Genomic DNA, 24,299 nt, shown 5'->3' with positions numbered 1-24,299 from the left:
CAGATAATCAATCGCCGCCGATACTGCAACCAAGGGATACGCATGGCCAAGGACACCTCGTCCCCTCAGCCATGCGTTATTGTCCGCCCGTCTGACGTCAAAGCGTCACGCCCGGCGCGCCACGGCATCGGACTGTCGCTTCATGCCGAGCGCGCGGTCTTCTCCCCCGCATGTTCCATCGCGGTCAGGAACTCCTCCACCTCGGTCTGCAGCTGCTCCGCCTGGACGGACAATTCCCCCGCCGCGGCCAGCAACTGGCTGGAGGCGCTGAGCGTGAAATCGGCGCTTTCCCCCACCGTGTCCATGTTGGCGGCCACCTCGGCCGTGCGCGCCGCCGCCTCCTGCACGTTACGGCTGATTTCGGTGGTGGCCGCTCCCTGCTGCGTCACGGCCGACGCGATGGTGGCGGCGTTGCCGCCCATCTGCTCGATGACATCGGTGATGTAGGTGATGATGGAAACGGCATCGGCGGCGGCGGCCTGCACCGCGCTGGCCCGGCTGGCTATGTCCTCCGTCGCCTTGGCCGTCTGGCCAGCCAGCGACTTCACCTCATGCGCCACCACGGCGAAGCCCTTGCCCGCCTCGCCCGCGCGGGCGGCCTCGATGGTGGCGTTCAGCGCCAGCAGATTGGTCTGGCCGGCGATGTCGTTGATGAGCTGAACCACCGTTTGCACGCCCGCCGCGACCTCCGACAGTTCCGCCATGACGGTGCCGGCCTTGCGCGCCTCCGTCACGGCCCGCGCGGTGGTGGACGCCGTGAGTTCAACCTGGCGGCCAATCTCCGCGCTGGAAACCGTCAGCTCCTCCGTCGCGGCGGCCACGGTTTGGGCGTTCTGGTTGGCGGCGGTGGCCCCGCTGGCCACCGTCACCGCCAAGCCGCTGGTGGTTTCCGCCTGCTGGCGCAGGCCGCCGGAGGTCGCCTCCAACTCCGTCGCGGCGGCCGCGACGGAGCGCAGCTTGCCGGACACCATGGCTTTGAAGTCGCGGACCAGGACCTCCAGCGCGTCATGCCGGCGTTGCCGGGCCTCCTGTGCCGCGGCGCGCTCTTCCTCCATCCGGCGGTTGGCCTGGGCGTTGTCACGGAACACCCGCAGCGCCCGCGCCATCTCCCCCAGCTCGTTGGGCGCCTCGGCGCCGGTGACGCTGACCGTCAAGTCCCCCTCGGCCAGCTGGCGCATCGTCCGCGTCATATCACCCAGCCCCCGCGACAGCCCCCGGGCGATGAACAAGGACAGCGCCCCAACGACCAGCAGGGCCGCGCCGCCCTCGATGCCCCCTTGCAGAACCAGGGCGCGCCCCTGCGCCTGGACATCGTCGAGATAGACGCCCGAGCCGACGACCCAGCCCCAGGCGGGCACCAGGCTGACATACGACAGCTTGTCCACCGGCTCCGTCTGGCCGGGACGGGGCCATTTGTAGGGGACGAAGCCGCGCCCCTGCGGCCCGTTGGCCATGGCGACGAAGTCCCGGAAAAGATAGGTCCCGCCGGGATCCTTGAAATCGATCATGTCCTTGCCGTCCAGGGACGGCTGGGTCGGATGCATGATCATGACGCCCTTGGTGTCGGTGACGAACACATACTCTCCGGCGAACCGGGCGGCCTTCAGCGCCACCAGCGCGGCGGCCTGGGCATCCGCCCGGGACAGGGTGCCCTGCTTTTCCTGCTGGATATAGGCGTCGACGATGGTTTGGACCGCGCCGACCGCATGCCGCACCATGTCGCGGCGACCCTCAAATAGATGGGCCCGCTGTTGCGCCGCGCCAATAATGATGAAGCTCAAGGCCGCCAGGATGGCGACCGCCACAAGAACACCAAGCCGTTGGTTAATTGTTCTGTCACCAAACCAAGCCATCGCTGCGCCCCATCTTGAATTACCCATATGTAATAGAACGCCAGCTATATACGCGACGCCTCGCCTTCTTCAACCGCCAGCCGCCACGCTTAAGTTTATGCTACCACCCCTCTGCCAAGAAATTGTCACCGGCCACCGAATGCCCCCTGCGCAATGCCCCGCAACATTAACCAGCTTTGAATTCCACCCAGGCACCGATGGTCATGAGGACAGCCAAATCACCAAAAGCGCTGTTCTTGAGGCAAGTCTGCGAGACGATCCTTGAGGTTGGCTTTTATCCAAATTAAAGTGGCCTGGTGTATGCACATAGGGTAAGTCGGCTTCAGACCAATACTGGCACACCCCTGGGGTTCCCGCCGCCTTAGAAGAGGGCGGCCCCGCCCCGCTTCAGGTACCCCTGCCATCGCCATAAGGGCCATGCCGGGGGATCAACGGCCCGCGTGGCTGCGGGCACGCCTAAAAGAGGCGTCGCGGTGCCGAGTATGAAACATCTCAAAGAGATGTGATCGGAGAAGGTGATGGCTTCGTCCATTGGTTCTGTCCCACCGTCGCAAATCGCGACCTATACGACAGCGAATATTCAAGCGCTGACCACCCAGGACGTCGCGGCTCTCACCACCGCCCAGATCGCCATCCTTTCCACCACCCAGGTGGCGGCCTTCACCGTCAGCCAGATGGTGTTCAGCGCCCAGCAGCTGCAGGCCTTCAGCGATGACGACATCGCGGCCTTCAGCCCGGCGGATATCGAGGCGCTGAAAGTCAACCAGGTCCAGGGCCTGACCTCCAGCCAGGTGGAAGCCATCACCACCGGACAATTGGCCGGCCTGTCCACCGCCGCCATCCGCGAATTCAGCCGCGCCCAGGTGGGCTATCTCACCACGGCGCAGTTGAACGCCCTGTCCACCACCCAGATTCAAGCGGTGAGCACCGCCCAGGTGGGGGGGCTAACCTCCGACCAACTGTCGACCCTCAATACCGCCAGCCTCTCGGCGCTGAGCGGCAGCCAGGTGGCGCAGTTGACCACGGCCCAGGTCCGGGCGTTGACCACCGATCAGCTGAACGCGCTGTCCACCGCCGACATGCGCGAATTCTCCACGGCGCAACTGGGCGCTCTCACCTCCGTCCAGGTGGCGGGACTGAGCACCCGCAACCTGTCGTCGCTGTTGCCCTCACAGGTCACCGGCCTGACCTCGGCCCAGGTCGCCGCCTTGAGCACCGGCCAAGTCGCCGGCCTGACCTCGGCCCAGGCCGGCGCGCTGACCGCCGCGCAGCTGCGGGCGCTGGACAGCGCGCAGCTGAACGCGCTGGGCACCAGCGACATCCGGGCGCTGGGCACGGGACAGATCGCGGGCCTGACGACGGATCAGGTGGCCAGCCTGAGCATCGCCAACCTGTCGGCCTTGACCAGCGCCCAGGTGACGCGGCTGACCAGCGGCCAGATCCGCGCCCTGACCACGGCCCAGCTGAACGGCCTGACCAGCGCCGACGTGCAGGAACTGGCCCCGACCCAGATCCAGCAGCTGACCACCGACCAGATCAGCGGGTTCAGCACCGCCGGCGTGTCGGCGATGACCACCAGTCAGACCCTGCTGCTGACCGCGGCCCAGATTCGCGCACTGGGCACGGACCAGGTGAACGCGCTGTCCACGGCCGACCTGCGCATGCTGACCGGAACGCAGCTGGGCGCACTGACCACCGACCAGGTGGCCGGTCTGGCCACCGCCAGCTTGGCGGCACTCAGCGTCAACCAGGTTGCGCTGCTGACCACGGCGCAGGTTGGCGCCCTGGGCGCGGGCCAGGTCCAATCCTTGTCCACCGCCCAGCTGACGTCCCTGGGAACCGGGCAGATCCGGGCGCTGGACACCGACGCGCTGGCCGCCCTGACCACGGCCCAGGTGACGCGCCTCACCTCCGCCCAGGTCCGGGCGCTCAGCACCGATCAGGTCAACGCGCTGACCACGGCGGACATCCAAGCCCTGACGTCCGCCCAGCTGCAGGTCCTGACCACCGCGCAGCTGGGCAACCTGGCGACGACCAGCCTGGCGGCGCTGACCACCAGCCAGGTGGCGCAATTGGCGGTGCCCCAGATCCGGGGCCTGACCACCGACCAGTTGAACGCCCTGGCCACCGCCGACATTCGCGCGCTGACCACCGCCCAGGTCGCCGGCCTCACCACCGACCAGGTGGGCAACCTGGCCACGGCCAGCGTCGCGGCCCTGTCCTCGGCCCAGGTGGCGCAGTTGACGACGGCACAGATCAAGGTCCTGACCACCGACCAGTTGGGCGCCCTGCCCTCCGCCGATGTGCGCGTCCTCACCTCCGCCCAGTTGCGGGCGCTGACCACGGACCAGCTGTCGGCGCTGAGCGGCAGCGCCATCGCCGGCTTCACCACCACGCAGCTGAACGGCTTCACCTCGACCCAGCTGGCGGCGCTGACCACCGACCAGATGGCCGGCCTGACGACCCAGCAGGTGGCGGGCTTCGCCTCGTCCCAGGTCCGCGGCCTGACCAGCGACCAGCTGAACGCCTTCACCACCGCCGACATGGCGGCGCTGACCACCACGCAACTGGCGGCATTGAGCACGGATCAGCTGTCCAGCCTGACCACCACGAACGTGGCGGCCCTGACCAGCAGCCAGGTTTCGCGCCTGACCAGCAGCCAGCTGAAGGCGCTTACCAGCGATCAGATCAACGCCTTCGACACGGCGGATGCCCGGGCCCTGACGACCGCCCAGGTGAAGGTGCTGACGACCGACCAGGTCACGGGCCTCAGCAGCGCCAACCTGGCGGCGCTGACATCGGCCCAGATCGCCAGCCTGACGGCGGACCAGCTGGGCGCGCTCAGCACGGACCAGGTCGCCGCCCTGGCCACGAGCCAAGTGCTGGGCCTGTCCAGCGGCCAACTGCGCGCCCTGAACAGCGACCAGATCAACGCCTTCAACACCGCCGATGTCCGGGTGCTGGCGACCGCGCTGACCGCCGCCCTGTCCACCACGCAGGTGGCAGCGCTGGATTCCGACAGCCTGGCGGCATTCAGCACCGCCCAGGTGGCAGCCCTGACCAGCGCGCAGGTGCGCGCCCTGTCCAGCGACCAGCTGAACGCCCTGTCCACCACCGATATCCGGGCGCTGACCACCGCGCAGGTGGCGGTCCTGACCACCGACCAGGTGTCGACCCTGGCCAGCGGCGCCCTATCGGCCCTCAGCAGTACCCAGGTGAATCGTCTGTCGGCCAGTCAGTTGCAATCCCTGACCACCGATCAGCTGAACGCGTTGGGCAGCGCGGACCTGCGCGAATTCACCTCCGCCCAGATCGCCCAGCTGACCACCGACCAACTGTCCGGCCTGACCACCGCCAGCCTGTCCGCGCTGGCGACCTCGCAGTTGTCGGGGCTGTCCACCGCCCAGGTGACCTCCCTCACCAGCGACCAGGTGGCTGGTCTGGCCACCAGCCAGGTGGCGGCCCTGACCACCGCCCAGGTGCGGGCCCTGAACAGCGATCAGTTGAACGCGCTGACGACCGCCGATATCCGCGCGCTGACCACCGCGCAGATCGCGGCCTTGGGCTCCGCGCAGGTGTCCACCCTGGGCACCGACGCCCTGGGCGCCCTGTCCACGGCGCAAGTGGCCCGCCTAACCAGCGCCCAATTACGCGCCCTGAACAGCGACCAGCTGGGCGCCCTGTCCACCGCCGACGTGCGCGCGCTCGGCACCGCACAGATCGCGGCCCTGACCACCGACCAGCTGTCCACCCTAAGCAGCGACAACCTGTCGGCCCTGGGCAGCACGCAGATCCTGGCCCTGTCCAGCGGGCAATTGCGCTCCCTGACCACGGACCAGTTGAACGCCCTATCCACGGCCGACATGCGGGAATTCTCCTCGGCCCAGATCGCGCTGCTGACCACGGACCAGCTGTCGGCCCTGGGGTCGGACAATCTATCGGCACTCAGCAGCGCCCAGGTGGGTGGGCTGGGCAGCGCCCAACTGCGATCCTTGACCAGCGACCAGTTGAACGCGCTGGGCAGCGCCGACATCCGCGAGTTCAGTTCCTCCCAGCTGGCCGCGCTGACCACCGACCAGGTTTCCAGCCTGGGCACCCAGGCCGTCGCCGCCCTGACCACCGCGCAGGTGGCGGGCCTGGGCACCGCGCAGGTGGCGGCGCTGACCACCGACCAGGTGGGGGCGCTCAACACCTTGCAGGTGACCAGGCTGTCCACCGCCCAATTCCGGGCGCTGAACAGCGATCAGCTGAACGCCCTCACCAGCGCCGACATCCGGGTGCTGACCACGGCGCAGATGGCCGTCCTGACCAGCAGCCAACTGTCCTCCTTCAGCAGCGACACCATCGCGGCGTTCAGCACCGCCCAGGTGGCCAGCCTGTCGGCGGGCATGCTGACCGCGCTGACCAGCGACCAGCTGAACGCCTTGAACACCGCTGATATCCGCGCCCTGACCAGTGCCCAGGTGGCGGCCCTGACCACGGACCAACTGTCCACGCTCAGCACGGACAACACCGCGGCCCTGACCACGGCGCAGGTGTCGCGCCTGTCGACCAGCCAAGTGCGGGCCCTGACCAGCGACCAGCTGAACGCTGTGGGCAGCGCCGATATCCGCGCCCTGACCACCGCCCAAGTCGTGGCGCTGACGACGGATCAGCTGTCGGCCCTGGCGTCGAACGCCCTGTCGGCGCTGACCAGCGCCCAGGTCGGCAAGCTGTCCAGCAGCCAGCTCCAGTCCCTGACGTCGGACCAGCTGAACACCCTGACCACCGCCGACATGCGGGAGTTCACCTCCGCCCAGCTGTCAGCACTGACCACCGACCAGTTGACCAACCTGGGGTCCGACAACCTGTCGGCGCTGACCAGCGGCCAGATCGCCGGCCTGACCAGCTCCCAGATGCGGGTGCTGACCACGGACCAGTTGGGGGCGCTGACCTCCGCCGACATGCGGGAGTTCACCTCCACCCAGGTGCAGGCCCTGACCAGCGACCAGATCGCGGGCCTGAGCACGGCGGCGGTTTCCGCGCTGACAACGACGGAGCTGGCCGGCCTGACCTCGGCGCAACTGACGGCCCTGACCAGCGACCAGGTGGCCAGCCTGACCACGCTGCAGGTGTCGAAGCTGTCCACCGATCAGATCCGGGCCCTGGGCAGCGACCAGCTGAACGCGTTGACCAGCACCGACATCCGCGCACTCACCAGCGCCCAGGTGGCGGCGCTCAGCACGGACCAGGTCGCCGCGCTGGGCAGCGACACCGTGGCGGCGCTGAGCACCGCCCAAGTGGGCCGCCTGTCCACCGATCAGGTGCGGGCGCTCAGCAGCGACCAGTTGAACGCACTCAGCACAGCCGATATCCGCGCCCTGACCACCGCGCAGGTCGCGGCACTGACCACCGGACAGGTGTCGACATTGGGATCGACCAACCTGTCGGCCCTCAGCAGCGGCCAGGTATCCAAGCTGTCGAGCGGCCAGGTCCAGGCCCTGACCAGCGACCAGCTGGATACCCTGACCACCGCCGACATGCGGGAATTCACCTCCGCCCAGCTGTCGGCGCTGACCACCGACCAGCTGGCCAACCTGACCTCCGACAATCTGTCGGCGTTCACCAGCGGCCAGGTCGCCGGCCTGACCAGCGCCCAGATACAGGGGATCGGCAGCGACCAGTTGAACGCGCTGACCACCGCCGACATCCGGGAATTCACCTCGACACAGCTGTCGGCGCTGACCACCGACCAGCTGTCGGGCTTGACCACGGCCAACGTCGCCGCCCTGTCGACCGTGCAGCTGGCCGGCTTGACCACGGACCAGGCGGCCGCCCTGACCACCGATCAGGTGGCGGTGTTGAGCACCCTGCAGGTGTCCAAGCTGTCCACCGCCCAGATCCAGGCGCTGAACAGCGACCAGCTGGGCGCGCTGTCCACCGCCGACATCCGCGCCCTGGCCAGCACCCAGCTGGCGGCGCTGACCACGGCCCAGGTGGCCACCCTCAGCAGCGACAACGTCGCCGCCCTGTCCAGCGTCCAGATCGCCAAGCTCACCACCGCGCAAGTGGCGGCGCTGGGCAGCGACCAGTTGAACGCGCTGGGCTCGGTTGACGTGCGGGCCCTGACCTCCGCCCAGGTGGCGACGCTGACCACCGACCAGTTGTCGACACTGACGGCCGCCACCCTGTCCGCCCTGACCAGCGCCCAGATCAACAAGCTGTCCACCAACCAGGTGGTGTCGCTGACCAGTGACCAGCTGAACGGTCTGACGACGGCGGACATGCGGGAGTTCACCTCCGCCCAGCTGTCGGCGCTGACCACCGACCAGCTGGCCAACCTCACCTCCGACAATCTGTCGGCGTTCACCAGCGGCCAGGTCGCCGGCCTGACCAGCGGCCAAATTCAGTCAATCGGCAGCGACCAACTGAACGCGCTGACCACCGCCGACATCCGGGAATTCACCTCGACACAGCTGTCGGCGCTGACCACCGACCAGCTGTCGGGCTTGAGCACGGCCAACGTCGCCGCCCTGTCGACCGCGCAGCTGGCCGGCTTGACCACGGGCCAGGCGGCCGCCCTGACCACCGATCAGGTGGCGGTGTTGAGCACCCTGCAGGTGTCCAAGCTGTCCACCGCCCAGATCCAGGCGCTGAACAGCGACCAGCTGGGCGCGCTGTCCACCACCGACATCCGCGCCCTGGCCAGCACCCAGCTGGCGGCGCTGACCACCGCCCAGGTGGCCACCCTCAGCAGCGACAACGTCGCCGCCCTGTCCAGCGTCCAGATCGCCAAGCTCACCACCGCGCAAGTGGCGGCGCTGGGCAGCGACCAGTTGAACGCGCTGGGCTCGGTCGACGTGCGGGCCCTGACCTCCGCCCAGGTGGCGACGCTGACCACCGACCAGTTGTCGACGCTGACGGCCGCCACCCTGTCCGCCCTGACCAGCGCCCAGATCAACAAGCTGTCCACCAACCAGGTGGTGTCGCTGACCAGTGACCAGCTGAACGGTCTGACGACGGCGGACATGCGGGAGTTCACCTCCGCCCAGCTGTCGGCGCTCGGCACCGACCGGCTGTCCGCCCTCAGCACCGACAATGTCGCGGCCCTCACCAGCGTGCAGATCGCGGGCCTGACAACGGCGCAGATTTCGACGCTGACCACCGGCCAGACGTCCGCCCTCAGCACCCTGCAAGTGTCCAAGCTCAGCACCGACCAGGCCCGGGCGCTGACCACGGACCAGTTGAACACGCTCAACAGCGCGGATGTCCGCGCCCTGACGACGGCGCAACTGCTGGCGCTCGGCACCAGCCAGATCGCCAGCCTGGGCACGGATACGGTGGCGGCTTTCAGCAGCGGCCAGGTCGCCAAACTATCGACCGATCAAGTCCGCGTTCTGAACAGCGACCAGTTGAACGCCCTGACCACGCAGGACATCCGGGCGCTGACCAGCACTCAGCTCCAGGCGCTCAGCACCGATCAACTGTCCACCCTGGGCAGTGACAGCGTCGCGGCGCTCAGCAGCGCCCAGGTGGCCCGCCTGGGCACCGACCAAATCCAGGCGCTGGCCAGCGACCAGCTGAACGCCCTGTCGACCATCGACGTACGGGCGCTGACCACAGCGCAGGTGGCGGCGCTGACCACAGCGCAACTGTCCACGCTGGGATCGGATAATCTATCGGCCCTGAACGCCATTCAGGTCTCGAAGCTGTCCAGCGACCAGTTGCGGGCGCTGACCACCGACCAGTTGAACAGCCTGTCCACCGCCGACATCCGGGAATTCACCTCAGCCCAGTTGGGGGCGCTGAGCACGGCCCAGGTGGCCGCCCTGGTCACCGGTAATTTGGCCGCCCTGACCACCACGCAACTGGCCGGCCTGACGACGGACCAGGCGGCGGCGCTGACCACCGATCAGATCCCGGGCCTCAGCACGCTGCAGGTGTCGAAGCTGGGCACCGCCCAGGTACGGGCGCTGACCAGCGATCAGCTGAACGCGCTCTCGACGGCCGACATCCGCGCCCTGTCCACCGCCCAGTTGGCGACGTTCAGCACCGATGAGGTGGCCACCCTCAACACCGACGCCGTGAGCGCCCTGGCCACGAGCCAGGTGGCCGGACTCAGCACCGCGCAGGTGCGGGCGCTGGTCAGCGACCAGCTGAACGCGCTGACGACGGCGGCGGTGCGGGCCTTGACCAGCGCCCAGGTGAGGGCACTTTCCACGGACCAGGTGGCAAGCGTCGGCACCGCCAACATAGCCGCCCTGAGCAGCACCCAGGTCATCCGCCTGTCCACCAGCCAGGTCCAGGCGCTGACCACCGACCAGTTGAACGCCCTCAGCACGGTGGATATCCGCGCCCTGGCCACCGACCAGGTCACGGCGCTCCGCAGCGCCCAGCTGGCCGGGCTGGGCAGTGACGCCCTGGGGGCCCTGAGCACCGTCCAGGTGGCGCGCCTGACCACCGATCAGGTGGGGGCCCTGGGCAGCGATCAGTTGAACGCCCTGACCACGGCCGCCGTCCGCGCCCTGTCGACGTCACAGCTGTCCAGCCTGTCCACCGCCCAGGTGGCAGCACTCGACACGGCCCATGTGGCGGGGTTGACCAGCGCGCAGGTGTCCAGGCTGAGCACGGACCAGATCCAGGCCCTGACCAGCGATCAGTTGGTGGCGCTGCCGACAGCCGATATCCGCAGCCTGACCTCGGCGCAAATCGGGGCCCTGGGCACCGATCAGCTGGCGAACCTGGGAACGGCCAACCTGGCGGCCTTCACCACCGGCCAACTGGTGGGGTTGACCAGCGACCAGTTGAACGCGCTGACCACCGATCAGTTGGGGGCTTTGACCACGGTGCAGGTCACGGGCCTCAGCACCACCCAGATCCAGAGCCTGACAACGGCCCAACTGAACGCCCTGTCCACCGCCGACCTGCGCATCCTGAACAGCGCCCAGGTGACGGCGCTGACCACCGCGCAACTGTCGGCCTTGAACAGCGACAGCGTGGCTGCCTTGAGCAGCGCCCAGGTGTCCAGGCTGACCACTGACCAGGTGCAGGCGCTCACGTCAGACCAGTTGAACGCCCTGCCCGCCCTGGACGTTCGCGCCCTGACCACGGCGCAGGTGCAGGCGCTGGGCACGGCTCAGTTGGACGGCCTGTCGACCGATACGGTCCAGCGGCTGGGCACCAACCAGGTGGCGGCGCTCAGCACCGGCCAGCTGGCGGGCCTGACCACCGACAACCTGTCGGCCCTGACCAGCGCCCAGGTGGCGCGCCTGTCGTCCAGCCAGGTGCAGGCCCTGACCACCAGCCAGCTAAGCGCCCTGACCACCGACGACATTCGGGAATTCACCACCACGCAAGTGGCGGCGCTGACCACCGCCCAAGCCCAGGCCCTGACCACCGATCAGCTATCCAGCATGGGCCGTACCCTGGCCCAGGCCGTCACCAGCGCCCAGGCCACGGCCTTCACCACCGACCAGATGAACGCCTGGCTGGCGAGCTTCCTGAACGCCTCCAGTTAAGGCGTCGTCAAGGGCTGAGGTCGGGCCTTGGCTTCCCGCCCAGACCCAGTGGGCATTGTTTCGATTCTGATATGAATCAGGCTTTGCCAAACAGGCGGTTAGGGCTGGGCCCTGGCATCACACCCATCCCAAAAAAGAAACGGCCGCCCCGAGGGGCGGCCGCTCTTGTACTACAGCGCCTTGGAAATCAGGCTCAGGCGGCCTTGCCGCTCTTCGCGATGATTTCGTCGGCCACGTTCTTCGGCACCGGGTCGTAGTGCGAGAACTCCATGGTGTAGGAGCCACGACCCGAGGTCATGCCACGCAGCTGACCGATGTAACCGAACATTTCGGACAGCGGCACGTGGGATTCGACGGCGATGTTGTGGCCACGCTCCAGCTGGCCCAGCACCGTGCCACGACGACGGTTGATGTCGCCGATCACGTCACCGAGGTAGTCATCGGGAACCACCACTTCGACCTTCATCACCGGCTCCAGCAGGATCGGACCGGCGGTCCGGATGCCTTCGCGGAAGCAAGCCTTGGCGGCGATTTCGAACGTCAGGGCGTTCGAGTCGACTTCGTGGTACTTACCGTCGATCAGGGTGGCTTCGAAGTCCACGGTCGGGTAGCCGGCCAGGACGCCGTCTTCCTTCTGGACTTCCAGGCCCTTGCCCACCGACGGGATGTATTCGCGCGGCACGGTGCCGCCGACGACCTTGTCGACGAAAGCGAAGCCGGCGCCGCGTTCCTTCGGCTCGAAGCGGATCTTCACTTCGGCGAACTGGCCCGAACCACCAGTCTGCTTCTTGTGGGTGTAGGTGTACTCGATGGTCTTGGTGATCGTCTCACGATAGGCCACCTGCGGACGGCCCATTACGCCTTCCACGCCGAACTCGGTGCGCATACGGTCGAGCGTCACTTCCAGGTGCAGCTCGCCCATGCCGCGCAGCAGGGTCTGGCCGGTGTCGCGATCGGTTTCCAGACGCAGCGACGGGTCCGCGCGGACCATCTTGCCGATGGCGGCGCCGAACTTGTCCTGGTCGGCCCGGTTCTTCGGCTCCACCGACACGCTGATCACGGGGTCGGGGAAGCGCATGCGCTCCAGCACCACCGGGGCGGTGGCGTCGCACAGGGTGTCACCGGTATCCGTCTCGGCCAGCGAGACGAAGGCCACGATGTCGCCCGCGCGGGCTTCTTCCAGGTCGTTCGCTTCCTTGGCGAACATTTCCACGATACGGCCGATGCGCTCACGCTTGCCGCGGGTGGTGTTCAGCAGGGAGGTGCCCTTGGCGACGACGCCCGAGTAGACGCGCACGAAGGTCAGCGAACCGTACTTGTCGTTGATGACCTTGAAAGCCAGGCCGGAGAAGGGCTCATCGTCCGACGACTTGCGCTCGCCGTTCGGGTTGCCGTCCGGATCCACGGTCTTGATGGCCTCGACGTCCGTCGGCGACGGCAGGAAGGCGACGACCGCGTCCAGCAGCTGCTGCACGCCCTTGTTCTTGTACGAGGAACCGCACAGAACCGGGGTGAAGTCGCCCTTCAGGGTACCGAGACGCAGGCATTCCTTCAGCACGGAGGGGGCCGGCTCTTCACCGGACTCCAGGTACTGCTCCATGGCCGCGTCATCCTGCATCAGGCAGGTGTCGATCAGCTCGGCGCGGTACTCGGCGACCTTGCTCAGCAGCTCACGGTCATAGGCGTTGGTGATCTTCAGCTTGTCGGCCAGGTCGTCGGTGACGTCCCAGATTTCCCACTGGCTGTCCTTTTCCTCGGAGAACCAGACATAAGCCTTCATCTCGACGAGGTCGATCATGCCCTGGAAGTTGTCTTCCGAGCCCAGCGGCAGCTGGATGACGGCCGGGGTGGCGCCCAGGCGCTTGCGGATCATGTCCACGCAGCGGGTGAAGCTGGCGCCCGAACGGTCCATCTTGTTGACGTAGCACATACGCGGAACGTTGTAGTTATCCGCCAGGCGCCAGTTGGTCTCGGTCTGGGGCTCCACACCGGCCACGCCGTCGAACACCACCACGGCACCGTCGAGCACGCGCAGGGAGCGGTTCACCTCAATGGTGAAGTCCACGTGGCCTGGGGTGTCGATCAGGTTGATCTTCTTGTCCTTCCAGAAGCAGGACACGGCAGCGGACTGAATGGTGATGCCGCGCTTCTGTTCCTGTTCCAGATAGTCGGTCGTGGTCGACGACTTCAGGTCCTTGGTGTCATGAATGTCGACGATCGTGTGCTTGCGACCCGTGTAGTACAGGATGCGCTCAGTGGTCGTCGTCTTGCCGGCATCGACGTGGGCGATGATGCCGATGTTGCGAATGTCGTCCAGCGGTGTGCTGCGGGGCATTAGAGGGCTCCGTCGTCCAACGTCCGGTGCAAAAGAATGAAGCCGGCGCGGGGGAAGTTCAAAAACGAGCGCGGGCCCTGACAAGGACCCGCATGAAAAAAGCCGGGGGGTCCGACGGCACGCCGCATTACCTCCCGGGCGGGCGGATATCTAGCGCGTTCCGCCACCTTTTCCAAGGGCTCATGCGGCATGTCACCCGTGAGCAGGGGAGATTCAGGCGCATGGCCCCGGCACACAGCCGCGCAATGATGGCTGACACGGCTCAGTGGTCCGCCCACCAGTGGCCCGGAACTCCATTTGCACGCATTGGTTCACGCGGGTACGGTGTGAACACGTTAGTGCAGTGGGAAAACTTTCTCCAGCCGATGCTTTGGACTCCGTCATGGCCGAGACACTGAACCGCGTCCTTTATGTCGATGATGAGCCCGATATCCAGGCGATCGTGGAACTCAGTTTGCGCCATGTCGGCGGCCTCGATGTGCGGTTGGCCGAGTCCGGCGGCCAAGCCCTGGCACTGCTGGAGAGGGCCATCCTGGAGGGCTGGGTGCCGCAACTGATCCTGTTGGATGCGGTAATGCCGGGCATGGACGGGCCGGCCACGCTGGCCGCCATCCGGCACCACCCCTCCCTCGACGGGATACCGGTCGCCTTCGTCACCGCCATGACGCAAGATTCCGAGGTGGCGGCGCTCAAGGCGTTGGGTGCCGTGGGGGTCATCGCCAAGCCCTTCGATCCCCTGGGCCTGCCTGGCAACGTCCGTGATGTTTGGGGCGCCACGATCCGCCCATGACCCTGGACAGCCGCCCCGACGCCTCACCCCACCCTGCCCTGCCCGAGGACTTGCTGGCCCGGATGGAGAAAATCCGGCAGGACTTCATGACCGGCCTGCCGGGCCGCCTGGCGCTGATTCACCAGGCGGCGCGAACCTTGATTGAAACGGGTGACGCCGACGCCTACGCGGATCTGGCGCGCCACAGCCATTCCCTGGCGGGGTCGGGCGCCACCTTCGGCCTGCCGGACCTGAGCGGGGCGGCCCGCGCGCTGGAGCGGTTGCTGAACCAGCCGGGGCCGGTGGCCCCCGACGCCCTGCGGGACGCCTTGCAGGGGTTGCAGGACGCGGCCACGGTCGCGGCACCGGCCGCCCCCACCACGCCCCTGCCGTCGGCACCGGATCTTTCCCCCCAAGGCCCCCTGCGTCCCGTCCATATGGTCCGGCCGGAGAGCGCGGCCGCGGATGACCTCGCCGATGTCTTGGCCGCCTACGGCTATGCCTTGACCGTCTTCCCGGATGCCCAGGCCCTTGCCGCCGCCGCAGAAGAGCCGGAGGCGGTGATTCTGGACCTGAACCCCTATGACCTGGCCCCCGGCGGCGCCCACATGGCGGACACCAAAGGGCGCAAGATCCCGGCGGTGGCGCTGTCGTCCTCCACCGGCTTCGCCGCCCGCTTGGCGGCGGCGCGCGCCGGCTGCGACGCCTATGTGGTGAAGCCGCCCGACGTCAACGTGCTGGTGGACCATCTGGACCGCCTGACGGAGCGCGATCCGGACCAGCCCCTGCGCATCGTGATCGTGGACGATGACGCCACCTTGGGCGCCTATTACGAAATGGCCCTGCAGTCGGCCGGCATGCGGACCCGTCTGGTGACGAACCCGATGCAGGCGATGGAGGCGATCTACGACCACAACGCCGACCTGGTGGTCACCGACCTGATCATGCCGCAGTGCACCGGCTTCGAGCTGGCGGCGGTCTTGCGGCAATATGACGGGCTGCTGGCCCTGCCCATCGTTTTCCTGACGGCGGATTTGGACGCGGAGACCTATCGTTCCGCCGTCCGCACCGGCATCGACGCCTATATGACCAAGCCCGTGGATCTGGGCGACTTGGCGGAAACCGTGCGGGCCCGCGCGCGACGGGCCCGGCAGCTCAAGGCATTGATGGTGCGCGACGGCCTGACCGGCGCGTACAACCACCTGATGATCCAGGATCTGCTGGCGTCGGAGGTGGCGCGCGCCCGGCGCGAGGGAACGGCGCTGGCCTTCGCGATGCTGGACATAGACCATTTCAAGAAGGTGAACGACCGATACGGCCACGGCGCCGGAGACCGCGTCATCAAGGGATTGTCACGGCTGCTGCACCAGCGGCTGCGTCGCACCGACATGATCGGCCGCTATGGTGGCGAGGAGTTCGCCATCATCATGCCCCACACCGCCCCGCAGGACGCGGTGGACCGCCTGAACCTCTTGCGCCAGCAATTCAGCGACATCCCCTATGTCCATGGGGACACGCCGTTCCAGGTGACGTTCTCGGGCGGTGTGGCCGGATTCCAGGACGGGCGGGACGCCAAGGCGCTGAACCAGATGGCCGACGCCGCCCTGTATCGGGCGAAGAACGCCGGCCGGAACCGTATCGAGTTGGGATAGGGCGCCCGGCGCGGCGTTCGGGCGGATACTTACCGCACCGGCGCCGTCACCACCTTGGCCGTGGTGCTGACCGCGGTGCCGGCCACGTCGGCCGCCGTGCCCACGGCGGTGCCGGCGGCGTCCACCACCACGCAACCACCCAACCCACCCAGCGCCAGACCCAGCAGCAGCACGCGGCTGCCTACCCGGCAAATCTTACCCTGAAGCGGCGACATGCCCGACATGGCGAACCCCCTTAGTTGCCTTGGCTTCCCGGCCCTCCGCGACGGCGGGTGGGAAACCTGGGGGCCGGCCGCCGGCCCCCCTCGCCTTATACGCAAGCAAGGGCCGGGCCAGGTCGGTATCAATCAGGCTATGCCGTCAGGGGCGGTCATGTCGAAGCCGATGGGCGTGATGGACACCAGGCCATGCTTCAGGGCCCCGGCATCGGTGTCCGGCCCCAAGATGGGCATATGCCGACGGAAGGCCATCCAGTGATAGGTGCCGCCGCGCATGTCGGTGCGGGCTTCGACATCAATGCGGTCCAGCGTGCCCCGGCTCTGCCGCGTCACCACGATGTCGCCGACGTCGGACGGGTCCAGGTCGGGGAAATTGATGTTCAGCACGGCATTGGCGGCCACGCGCAAGCCCAGCGCATGGTCCAGCACCCGGGGCAGCAGGGCTCGTGCCGTGTCCCAGCGCACATGCGCCCTGTCGGTCAGGGCCAGGCTGAAGGCCATGGCCGGCACGCCCAACAGGCGCGCGGTCAGCGCGGCGGCCACGGTGCCGGAATACGGCACCTCATCCCCCACGTTGGCGCCCCGATTTATGCCGGACAGTACGATGTCCGGCGGGGCGTCCTTCAACAGGTGGCGCAGGCCGAAAATGGCACAGTCGCTGGGCGTACCCGTCAGGGCGTAGCGGCGCGCGCCCCGCTCCTCCACCCGCAAGGGGGCGGTCAGGGTGACGGCGCGGGACATGCCGCTCTGGTCCTTTTCCGGCGCCACCACCCAGACCTCGTCCGCCACCTCGGCCACCCGTTCGGCCAGCAGGGCCAGGCCCGGGGCGTTGATGCCGTCATCGTTGGTCAGCAGGACGCGGCCCAGGCGGCGGGGCGAAGCGGAGGAAAGCGGCATGGGACTGGCCTCAAGGACGGTGGAACCCTATAGATACCGGCGCAGCTTCCGGGGCCGGGCCGTGGATGGCAAGCCGCAATGTCGTTCGCACCGCCCGCTTGAACGCTTTTTCCGTTCGATTTTTCAGGAGCTTGAAGGCCATGCCCGAAGACCGGCTGTCCACCTCCCTCTGGGTCCAACTGCACCTGCGCCGCTGCGCCGCCGACAGCATCCCCGTCTATGTCCTGCGCAAGGGCGAGGCGGAGAGCGGCCTGATCCTGCTGAAGGTGGTCATCCCCTTCCAGGGCGCGAAAGTCTACACCCAAAGCCGCGACATGGCCGGCAAGCTGGGCTGGTTCCCCGGGCTGAACGGCGCCCAGGTGCCGGAATCGGAGGCCGACGCCTTCATTGAGCGCGCCACCCGCCGCGACCCCGACCTGTGGGTGATCGAGGTGGAGAGCCGCGACGGGTCGCATCCGTTCGAGGGCAAGGTGATCTGAATTACCGGGCGTCCCCGGGGTCAGGCTTCCCGAAAAATATACTTACGTTCTTAAGTATAAGTTGACCCACCAACCTTGAACACGATCTCGAACCCGCCCTAACCTCCCTTATAAAACAATCCATAAGGGAGAGGGGTATGCCGAGGTCCGTGAGCGTCAGGGTTAAAATCCTGGCAGCCGTCCTATTGCCGGTCGCCGCGATGATCATCATCGCCATCCTGAGCACCTTCCATGAGCGCACCCTGATGCTGGAAGGCCGCAAGGAGCAGATGCTGCGGCAGGTCGAGTCGGCGACCAGCCTCCTGGCCTATTATCACGACCAGTCGACCAGCGGGAAACTGAGCGAGGCGGAGGCGTTGGAGCGCGCCAAGACCGACATCCGCGCCATCCGTTTCGCCAACGGCAATTACATCTTCGTCTACACCGATGCCGGCGTCGCCCAGGTGGTCGGCCCCCAGCCGCAGATGGAAGGCAAGGACCTGATCGACCTCAAGGATCCGAATGGCGTGCCGTTCATCCGGTTGTTCACCGAGGCCGCCCGGGCCGGCGGCGGGGACGTGGCCTACGCCTTTCCCCGCAAGCAGGGCGATCCGCCCGTGGCCAAGCTGGCCTCCATCCGCCCCTTCGCCCCGTGGAAGCTGCTGGTGGGCGCCGGGGTCTACATCGATGACATCGACACGGTGTTCCATCACCGCCTGATGACCTACGGCATCGCCCTGGCGGTGGTGAGCCTGGCCATCCTGGGACTGTCGCTCTACCTGGTGCGCACCATCACGCACCCGCTGGAGGCGATCACCGATGCCATGGTGCGCCTGACCGACGGCGACCGGAACATCACCATCACCCATGCCGCGCGAGGGGATGAGATCGGCAAACTGGCGCGGGCCCTGGCCGTGTTCCGCGACAGCCTGTTGGAGCTGGACCGCAAGGAGCAGGAGCGGCGGGAGGCGGCCGGCCGCGCCGCCGAGGCGCTGAAGTCGGAGCGCGAAGCCATCGCCAACACCTTCCAGCAGAGCGTGATGGGCCTGATCCAGCGCAGCGCGGAGGCGGCCAACGAAATCCACCACACCACGGAGACGATGAGCGACGTGGCCGACCGGGCCAGCATCCAGGCCCGCGACGCCGGCACCGCCGCCGGCCAGGCCAGCACCAACGTGCAGACGGTGGCAGCCGCGTCGGAGGAGCTGTACGCGTCCATCAGCGAGATCAGCCGCCAGGTGGCGGACGCGGCCCGCATCGCGGTCGAGGCGGCGGACCAGACGGGCAAGATCAACACCATGATGCTCAGCCTGTCGCAATCGGCGGGCCGCATTGGCGAGGTGGTTCAGCTGGTGGCCGGGATCGCCAGCCAGACCAACCTGCTGGCGCTGAACGCCACCATCGAGGCGGCGCGCGCCGGCGAGGCGGGCAAGGGCTTTGCCGTGGTCGCCAGCGAGGTGAAGACCCTGGCCACCCAGACGGCCAAGGCAACGGAGGAGATCACGTCCCAGGTCGCCGACGTCCAACAGGAAACGGCGCAGGCCGTCGCCGCCATCCGCACCGTCAGCGGCGTCATCGACCAGATCCGGACCATTTCATCCGGCATCGCGGCGGCGGTCGAGGAACAGGGCGCAGCCACCCGCGAAATCGCCCGCAACGTCACCGAGGCGGCCAGCGAGACCCAGGAAATGAGCACCAACATCGGCGGCCTGACCGAGGCGGCGGCGACCACGGGGTCGGTGGCGCAGAAACTGCTCTCCGCCTCCAGCGACCTGGCCCGCAATGCCGAGCGCATGCGCGGCGACGTGGACAATTTCCTGCGCGGCATACGCGCCGCGTGATCCGCCGTGGGAACCAGCGCGGTGGGTCCGCCTACTCCGCCGCGCTGGCCTGTCCGTCGGTGTTGGCCGGGACCAGCCGGCGGGCGGCACGGCGGGTCTTGCCGCGGTGCAGCTGGCGGTCGATCCAGCGGCTGAAATCCTCCATGTAGAGGTACAGCACCGGGGTGATGTAGAGCGTCAGCAGCTGTGACACCACCAGGCCGCCCACCACAGCCACGCCCAGGGGCTGTCGCAGCTCGGCGCTGGCGCCGGAGGCGAGCGCTATGGGCAGCGTGCCCATGAGGGCCGCCATGGTGGTCATCATGATGGGGCGGAAGCGCAACAGGCAGGCGCGATAGATGGCGTCCCGCGGCGCCGTCCCCTCGCGCCGGGCCTCCAGCGCGAAGTCGATCATCATGATGGCGTTCTTCTTGACGATGCCGATCAGCATCAGCACGCCGATGATGGCGATGACGCTGAGGTCGAAGCCGAACAGCATGAGCGAGCCCACCGCCCCCACCGCCGCCGAGGGCAGGCCGGACAGGATGGTCAGCGGGTGGATGAAGCTTTCATACAGCACACCCAGCACGATGTAGATCACCGCCACCGCCGCCAGCAGCAGCAGGCCCTGGTTGGCCAGCGCCTGCTGGAACACCTGCGCCGTGCCCTGGAAGCTGCCGGTGATGCTGTCCGGCATGCCGATGTCGCGCTGCACGCCCTCGATGGCCGTCACGGCGGCGCCCAGCGAGATGCCCGGCGCCAGGTTGAAGGACAGGGTGACGGCGGGCAACTGGCCCTGGTGGTTCACGCTGATGGGGCCGGAGGTGCGGTCGATGCGGGCGACGGCGCCCAAGGGGATCAGCTTGCCGCTGTCGGAACGGATATAGACGCGGTTCAGCACGTCGGCTGACTTCTGCGCCTCCGGCGACAGCTCCAGGATCACCTCATAATCGTTGGTCGGCGTGTAGATGGTGGAGATCTGCCGCGTGCCGAAGGCGCTGTAGAGGCTGGAGCGCAGGTTTTCAGCCGTCAAGCCCAGCATATAGGCCTTGTCCAGGTCCACATGGATGGAGGCGTTCTGGCCGGACAGCTGCAAATCGCTGGTCACGTCCTGCAACTGGGGCATCTGCGCCATCCGGCGCAGCAGCCGGTCCGACCACAGATAAAGCTGCGGCTGGTCCAGGCCCTGCAGCGTGTACTGGTACTGGCTCTTGGACTGGCGGCCCGAGACGTTCAGGTTCTGCACCGGCTGGAAGAAGACGTTGATGCCGGCGATGCCGGCCACGTCGCGGCGCAGGCTCTGGATCACCGTTTCCATATCGGGGCGGTGGGCGCGGTCCTTCAGCGACATGAAGATGCGGCCGGTGTTGGTGGCGTTGCCCCCGCCCCCGCCGCCGACCGAGGAAATGAAGGTCTCGACATAAGGGTTTTTGGCCACCGCGGCCGCCGCCTGCTGTTGCAAGGCGATCATGGCGTCGAAGGAAATGTCCTGACGCCCCTCCGTCTGGGCGAAAATCTGGCCGTTGTCCTCGACGGGGAAAAAGCCCTTCTGCACCTGCTGGAACAGCACGACGGTGCCCACCAGGGTGGCGAAGAACACCGCCACCACCACGCGGCGATGGGCCAGGCACCAGGTCAGGGTGCGGTCATACCCCCGCAGCCAGGCCTGGAACCCCGCCTCGGTCACCCGCTCGAACCGGCTGGGCGGGGCGTGGTGGTCATGGTTGATGAAGCGGCTGCACAGCATGGGTGTCAGCGTCAGCGACGTGATGGCCGAGGCCGCGATGGCCAGGGTCACCGTCACCGCGAACTCATGGAACAACCGGCCGACCACGCCGCCCATCATGAAGATGGGGATGAACACCGCCACCAGGGACAGGGTTATGGAGACGATGGTGAAGCCGATCTCCCGGCTGCCCTTCAACGCCGCCTCGAACGGGGTCATCCCCTGCTCGATGTAACGGACGATATTCTCCAACATGACGATGGCGTCATCCACCACCAGGCCCACCGACAGGGTCAGCGCCAATAGTGAGATGTTGTCGATGGAAAAGCCGAAGGCCTTCATGGCGCCGGCGGCGCCGATGAGGGAGATGGGCACGGCGATGCCGGGGATCAGCGTGGCGCTGACCTTGCGCAGGAACAGGAAGATGACCATGACCACCAGGCCGATGGTCAGGAACAGCGTGAACTGCACATCCTCCACCGCCGCCCGGATGGACAGCGAGCGGTCGATCAGCACGTTGATGGCGATGGAGGGCGGCAGGCTGGCCTTGAAGGTGGGGATGACCCGCTTCACCGCGTCCACCACCTCCACCGTGTTGGCATCGGGCTGGCGCTGGATGGCCAGGACGATGGTGCGGGTGCCGTTGAACCAGCTGGCGGTCCTGTCGTTCTCCACCCCGTCGATGACGCTGGCCACCTCCCCCAGGCGCACCGGCGCGCCGTTGCGGGTGGCGATGACCAGTTGGGAAAAGCCTTGCGCGTCGAACAGCTGGGTGTTGGTTTCCAGGATCAGTTGCTGGGCGGCCCCGGCGACCACGCCCACGGGCGAGCTGGAGTTGGCGGCGGCGATGGCGTTCTGCACCTCATCCACGCCGATGCCCCGGGCGGCCAGGGCCTCCGGGCTTAGGCGGATGCGCACCGCGAATTTCTGCGCCCCCCAGACCTGCACCTGCGCCACGCCGCTCAATGTCGACAGGGCCGGGCTCAGCAGGGTTTCGGCGTATTCGTCCACCCGGCTCAAGGGCAGGGTCGAACTGCTCAAGGCCAGCAGGAGCACCGGCTGGTCGGCCGGATTCACCTTGCGGTAGCTGGGCGGGGTGGTCATCTCGATGGGCAGCCGGCGCTGCACCCGCGACAGGGCGGCCTGCACATCCAGCGCGGCGCTGTCGATGTCGCGGTCCAGCGCGAACTGGATTGTGACCGTGGTGCTGCCCTGCACGCTGGTCGAGGTGATGCTGTCGATGCCGGCGATGGTGGAGAACTCACGCTCCAACTGGATGGCGACCGACGAGGCCATGGTGTCCGGGCTGGCCCCCGGCAGGCTGGCCGACACGCTGATGACGGGGAAGTCCACGCGCGGCAACGCCGCCACCGGCAGATAGCGATACGCCAAGATGCCGCCGAAGATCAGGGCCGCCGTCAGCAGGACGGTCATCACCGGCCGGCGGATGCATAGCTCGGAGAGGGTCACGTCCGGGCCTTTCCGCTGACTTGCGCGGCACCGGCGCCGATGGTGGCGCTGGGGCTGGCGGCGCTGGACTTGGCGCCGTCCGCCTCCACCCCGCCACCTTCGGCGCCACCTCCGTGCAGTGGGGCCCCTTGCACTGGGGGACGCTCCGTGACCTTGGCGCCGGGAACCAGGCGCAGCTGCCCTTCGGTCACCACCCGCTCACCCGCGTCGACGCCGGATGCGATCACGGCCCCCTGCTCGGCCCCCTGCTGGGCGAAGCGGGCCACGGTCACCGCGCGCATCTCCACCGTGTCGTCGGGCTTGACGACGAAGACATAGGGGCCTGCCTGGCCGCGCTGAACCGCCACCGCCGGCACGGACAGCACGTCGGCCTCTATGCCCAGGTGCAGGGTCACGTCCACGAACTGGCCCGGCCACAGGGCGCGGTCCTGGTTGTCGTACAGGGCTTTCAGCTGGATGGTGCCGGACTGCGCGTCCACGCTGTTGTCGACGAAGACCAGCCGGCCCGTGGCGTTGACCAGACCATCGGTGGTTCGGGCGGACACCAAGGGAGCCGACACCTGGGGGGCCGAAACGGTGCGGTTGCCACGCAGGGCTTGGCGCACCGCCGTGACATGCCGTTCCGGCACGGTGAAGGTGACGTTGATGGGCGCCACCTGCACCAGCGTGGTCAGGGTGGACCCGCTGTCGCTGCCCTTCACCAGGTTGCCGGGGCGCAGCTGGATGGCACCCACCACCCCGTCAATGGGGGAGCGGATTTCGGTGAACGACAGGATCAGGCGTGCCTGGTCGACCGCCGCCTGATCGGCCAGCACAGTCGCCTCCATCGCCTTGGCCGTGGCCAAGGTCTGCTCGTTCTGCTGCAGCGAGACGGCACCCCGCGCGAACAGGCCGGCGGTACGCTTGGCATCCGACCGCGCCTGGGCCAGGTTGGCCTGGTCGCGGGCCAGGTTCGCCTCCGCCTGCATCAGGGCCGCCCTGGGCGGGCGCTGGTCCAGCAGGAACAACAGGTCGCCGGCCTTGACCTCCTGCCCCTCCTCCACCTTGGCGGCCATCAGTTGGCTGTCGATGCGGGCGCGCACCTGGACGGTCGCGATGGGCTGCACCGTGCCCACGGCCGGTACGTCCACCGGCATGGGGCCGCGCACCACCCGCGCCGTCGCCACCGGCACCGGGGCGTCACCGCCCCTGGCGCCGGCCGCCTTGGCCGGCGCCGCGCGCCCATCCACGGGCTTGGTCCACATGCGATAGCCGCCATAGGCACCGACCAGGACCACGGAAAGCGCGACGGCCGCCAGGCGACGATTCATGGGGGGACCTCTCCGGAAACGGGACCCGGCATCATGGGATGGAGGCCCCAAGAGCGCATAATGCCGCAGATCACCGATTTTGCAGTCTTATAGGATATACACGCCGTCCTGGCACTACCCTTAAAGTGAGGGATGCGGCCGGATTTCATTCGAATGGTTGACCGCCCCCCGCCCCAAAGGCCGGCGCCGGCGCGGCATACCGCCCATCTCCATCCGCCGCACGTTCGTCCCTTCGCAGCCCGCGGCGAATAGGGTACACCGGCGCCGTTTCCAACATTTCCACTGTCAAAGACC

The 24,299-nt window shown here is 67.7% G+C and carries 11 protein-coding genes; 5 read left to right on the top strand and 6 right to left on the bottom strand.

Annotation, left to right across the window (positions count from 1 at the left end; translation table 11 throughout):
* Positions 1-140: 140 nt before the first annotated feature.
* Complete coding sequence (locus tag FBZ90_RS05420) at positions 141-1,805, bottom strand: methyl-accepting chemotaxis protein (RefSeq protein WP_186455621.1); 1,665 nt, start codon at positions 1,803-1,805, stop codon at positions 141-143.
* A 566-nt stretch (positions 1,806-2,371) separates the two neighbouring features.
* Here FBZ90_RS05420 and FBZ90_RS05415 point away from each other — a divergent pair.
* Positions 2,372-11,350: a hypothetical protein gene (locus FBZ90_RS05415; protein WP_145730015.1), complete on the top strand. Its 8,979-nt coding sequence runs from the start codon at positions 2,372-2,374 to the stop codon at positions 11,348-11,350.
* Between the two features lie 193 nt (positions 11,351-11,543).
* Here the strand turns inward: FBZ90_RS05415 and fusA are convergent, their stop codons facing one another.
* On the bottom strand, positions 11,544-13,685 hold the full coding sequence (gene fusA / locus FBZ90_RS05410; protein WP_145730014.1) for an elongation factor G: 2,142 nt from the start codon (positions 13,683-13,685) through the stop codon (positions 11,544-11,546).
* A 382-nt stretch (positions 13,686-14,067) separates the two neighbouring features.
* Here fusA and FBZ90_RS05405 point away from each other — a divergent pair, with 382 nt between their 5' ends.
* Complete coding sequence (locus tag FBZ90_RS05405) at positions 14,068-14,475, top strand: response regulator (RefSeq protein WP_145730013.1); 408 nt, start codon at positions 14,068-14,070, stop codon at positions 14,473-14,475.
* A complete protein-coding gene (locus FBZ90_RS05400; RefSeq protein WP_145730012.1) occupies positions 14,472-16,106 on the top strand; it encodes a diguanylate cyclase in 1,635 nt (544 codons plus the stop codon). Before FBZ90_RS05405 ends, FBZ90_RS05400 begins: the two co-directional genes overlap by 4 nt.
* 29 nt (positions 16,107-16,135) lie before the next feature.
* Here the strand turns inward: FBZ90_RS05400 and FBZ90_RS05395 are convergent, their stop codons facing one another.
* Together FBZ90_RS05395 and surE are read right to left on the bottom strand one after the other, a co-directional pair.
* The gene (locus tag FBZ90_RS05395) at positions 16,136-16,330 is read right to left on the bottom strand and encodes a hypothetical protein (protein ID WP_145730011.1); all 195 of its coding nucleotides are present in this window, start codon (positions 16,328-16,330) and stop codon (positions 16,136-16,138) included.
* Between the two features lie 123 nt (positions 16,331-16,453).
* On the bottom strand, positions 16,454-17,221 hold the full coding sequence (gene surE / locus FBZ90_RS05390) for a 5'/3'-nucleotidase SurE (protein WP_145730010.1): 768 nt from the start codon (positions 17,219-17,221) through the stop codon (positions 16,454-16,456).
* Between the two features lie 140 nt (positions 17,222-17,361).
* Between surE and FBZ90_RS05385 the strand changes: the two genes are divergently transcribed.
* A complete protein-coding gene (locus FBZ90_RS05385; RefSeq protein WP_145730009.1) occupies positions 17,362-17,700 on the top strand; it encodes a DUF1491 family protein in 339 nt (112 codons plus the stop codon).
* Between the two features lie 137 nt (positions 17,701-17,837).
* Positions 17,838-19,520, top strand: coding sequence for a methyl-accepting chemotaxis protein (locus FBZ90_RS05380; RefSeq protein WP_145730008.1), 1,683 nt, complete (start codon positions 17,838-17,840; stop codon positions 19,518-19,520).
* A gap of 31 nt (positions 19,521-19,551) precedes the next feature.
* On the opposite strand, the gene FBZ90_RS05375 is transcribed toward FBZ90_RS05380, so the two are convergent.
* On the bottom strand, positions 19,552-22,695 hold the full coding sequence (locus tag FBZ90_RS05375) for an efflux RND transporter permease subunit (RefSeq protein WP_145730007.1): 3,144 nt from the start codon (positions 22,693-22,695) through the stop codon (positions 19,552-19,554).
* On the bottom strand, positions 22,692-24,005 hold the full coding sequence (locus tag FBZ90_RS05370) for an efflux RND transporter periplasmic adaptor subunit (protein ID WP_145730006.1): 1,314 nt from the start codon (positions 24,003-24,005) through the stop codon (positions 22,692-22,694). Before FBZ90_RS05370 ends, FBZ90_RS05375 begins: the two co-directional genes overlap by 4 nt.
* Positions 24,006-24,299 lie beyond the last annotated feature (294 nt).

The sequence above is a fragment of the Nitrospirillum pindoramense genome (genome assembly GCF_007827955.1).
Classification (GTDB): Bacteria; Pseudomonadota; Alphaproteobacteria; order Azospirillales; family Azospirillaceae; genus Nitrospirillum; species Nitrospirillum amazonense_B.
This window is presented reverse-complemented; position numbering and strand designations above follow the sequence as displayed.

Coding starts and splice junctions, on each gene's coding strand:
- surE (WP_145730010.1), bottom strand. CDS start 17,221: ATGCCGCTTTCCTCCGCTTCGCCCCGCCGCCTGGGCCGCGTCCTGCTG.
- FBZ90_RS05405 (WP_145730013.1), top strand. CDS start 14,068: ATGGCCGAGACACTGAACCGCGTCCTTTATGTCGATGATGAGCCCGAT.
- FBZ90_RS05400 (WP_145730012.1), top strand. CDS start 14,472: ATGACCCTGGACAGCCGCCCCGACGCCTCACCCCACCCTGCCCTGCCC.
- FBZ90_RS05385 (WP_145730009.1), top strand. CDS start 17,362: ATGCCCGAAGACCGGCTGTCCACCTCCCTCTGGGTCCAACTGCACCTG.
- FBZ90_RS05395 (WP_145730011.1), bottom strand. CDS start 16,330: ATGTCGGGCATGTCGCCGCTTCAGGGTAAGATTTGCCGGGTAGGCAGC.
- fusA (WP_145730014.1), bottom strand. CDS start 13,685: ATGCCCCGCAGCACACCGCTGGACGACATTCGCAACATCGGCATCATC.
- FBZ90_RS05370 (WP_145730006.1), bottom strand. CDS start 24,005: ATGAATCGTCGCCTGGCGGCCGTCGCGCTTTCCGTGGTCCTGGTCGGT.
- FBZ90_RS05380 (WP_145730008.1), top strand. CDS start 17,838: ATGCCGAGGTCCGTGAGCGTCAGGGTTAAAATCCTGGCAGCCGTCCTA.
- FBZ90_RS05415 (WP_145730015.1), top strand. CDS start 2,372: ATGGCTTCGTCCATTGGTTCTGTCCCACCGTCGCAAATCGCGACCTAT.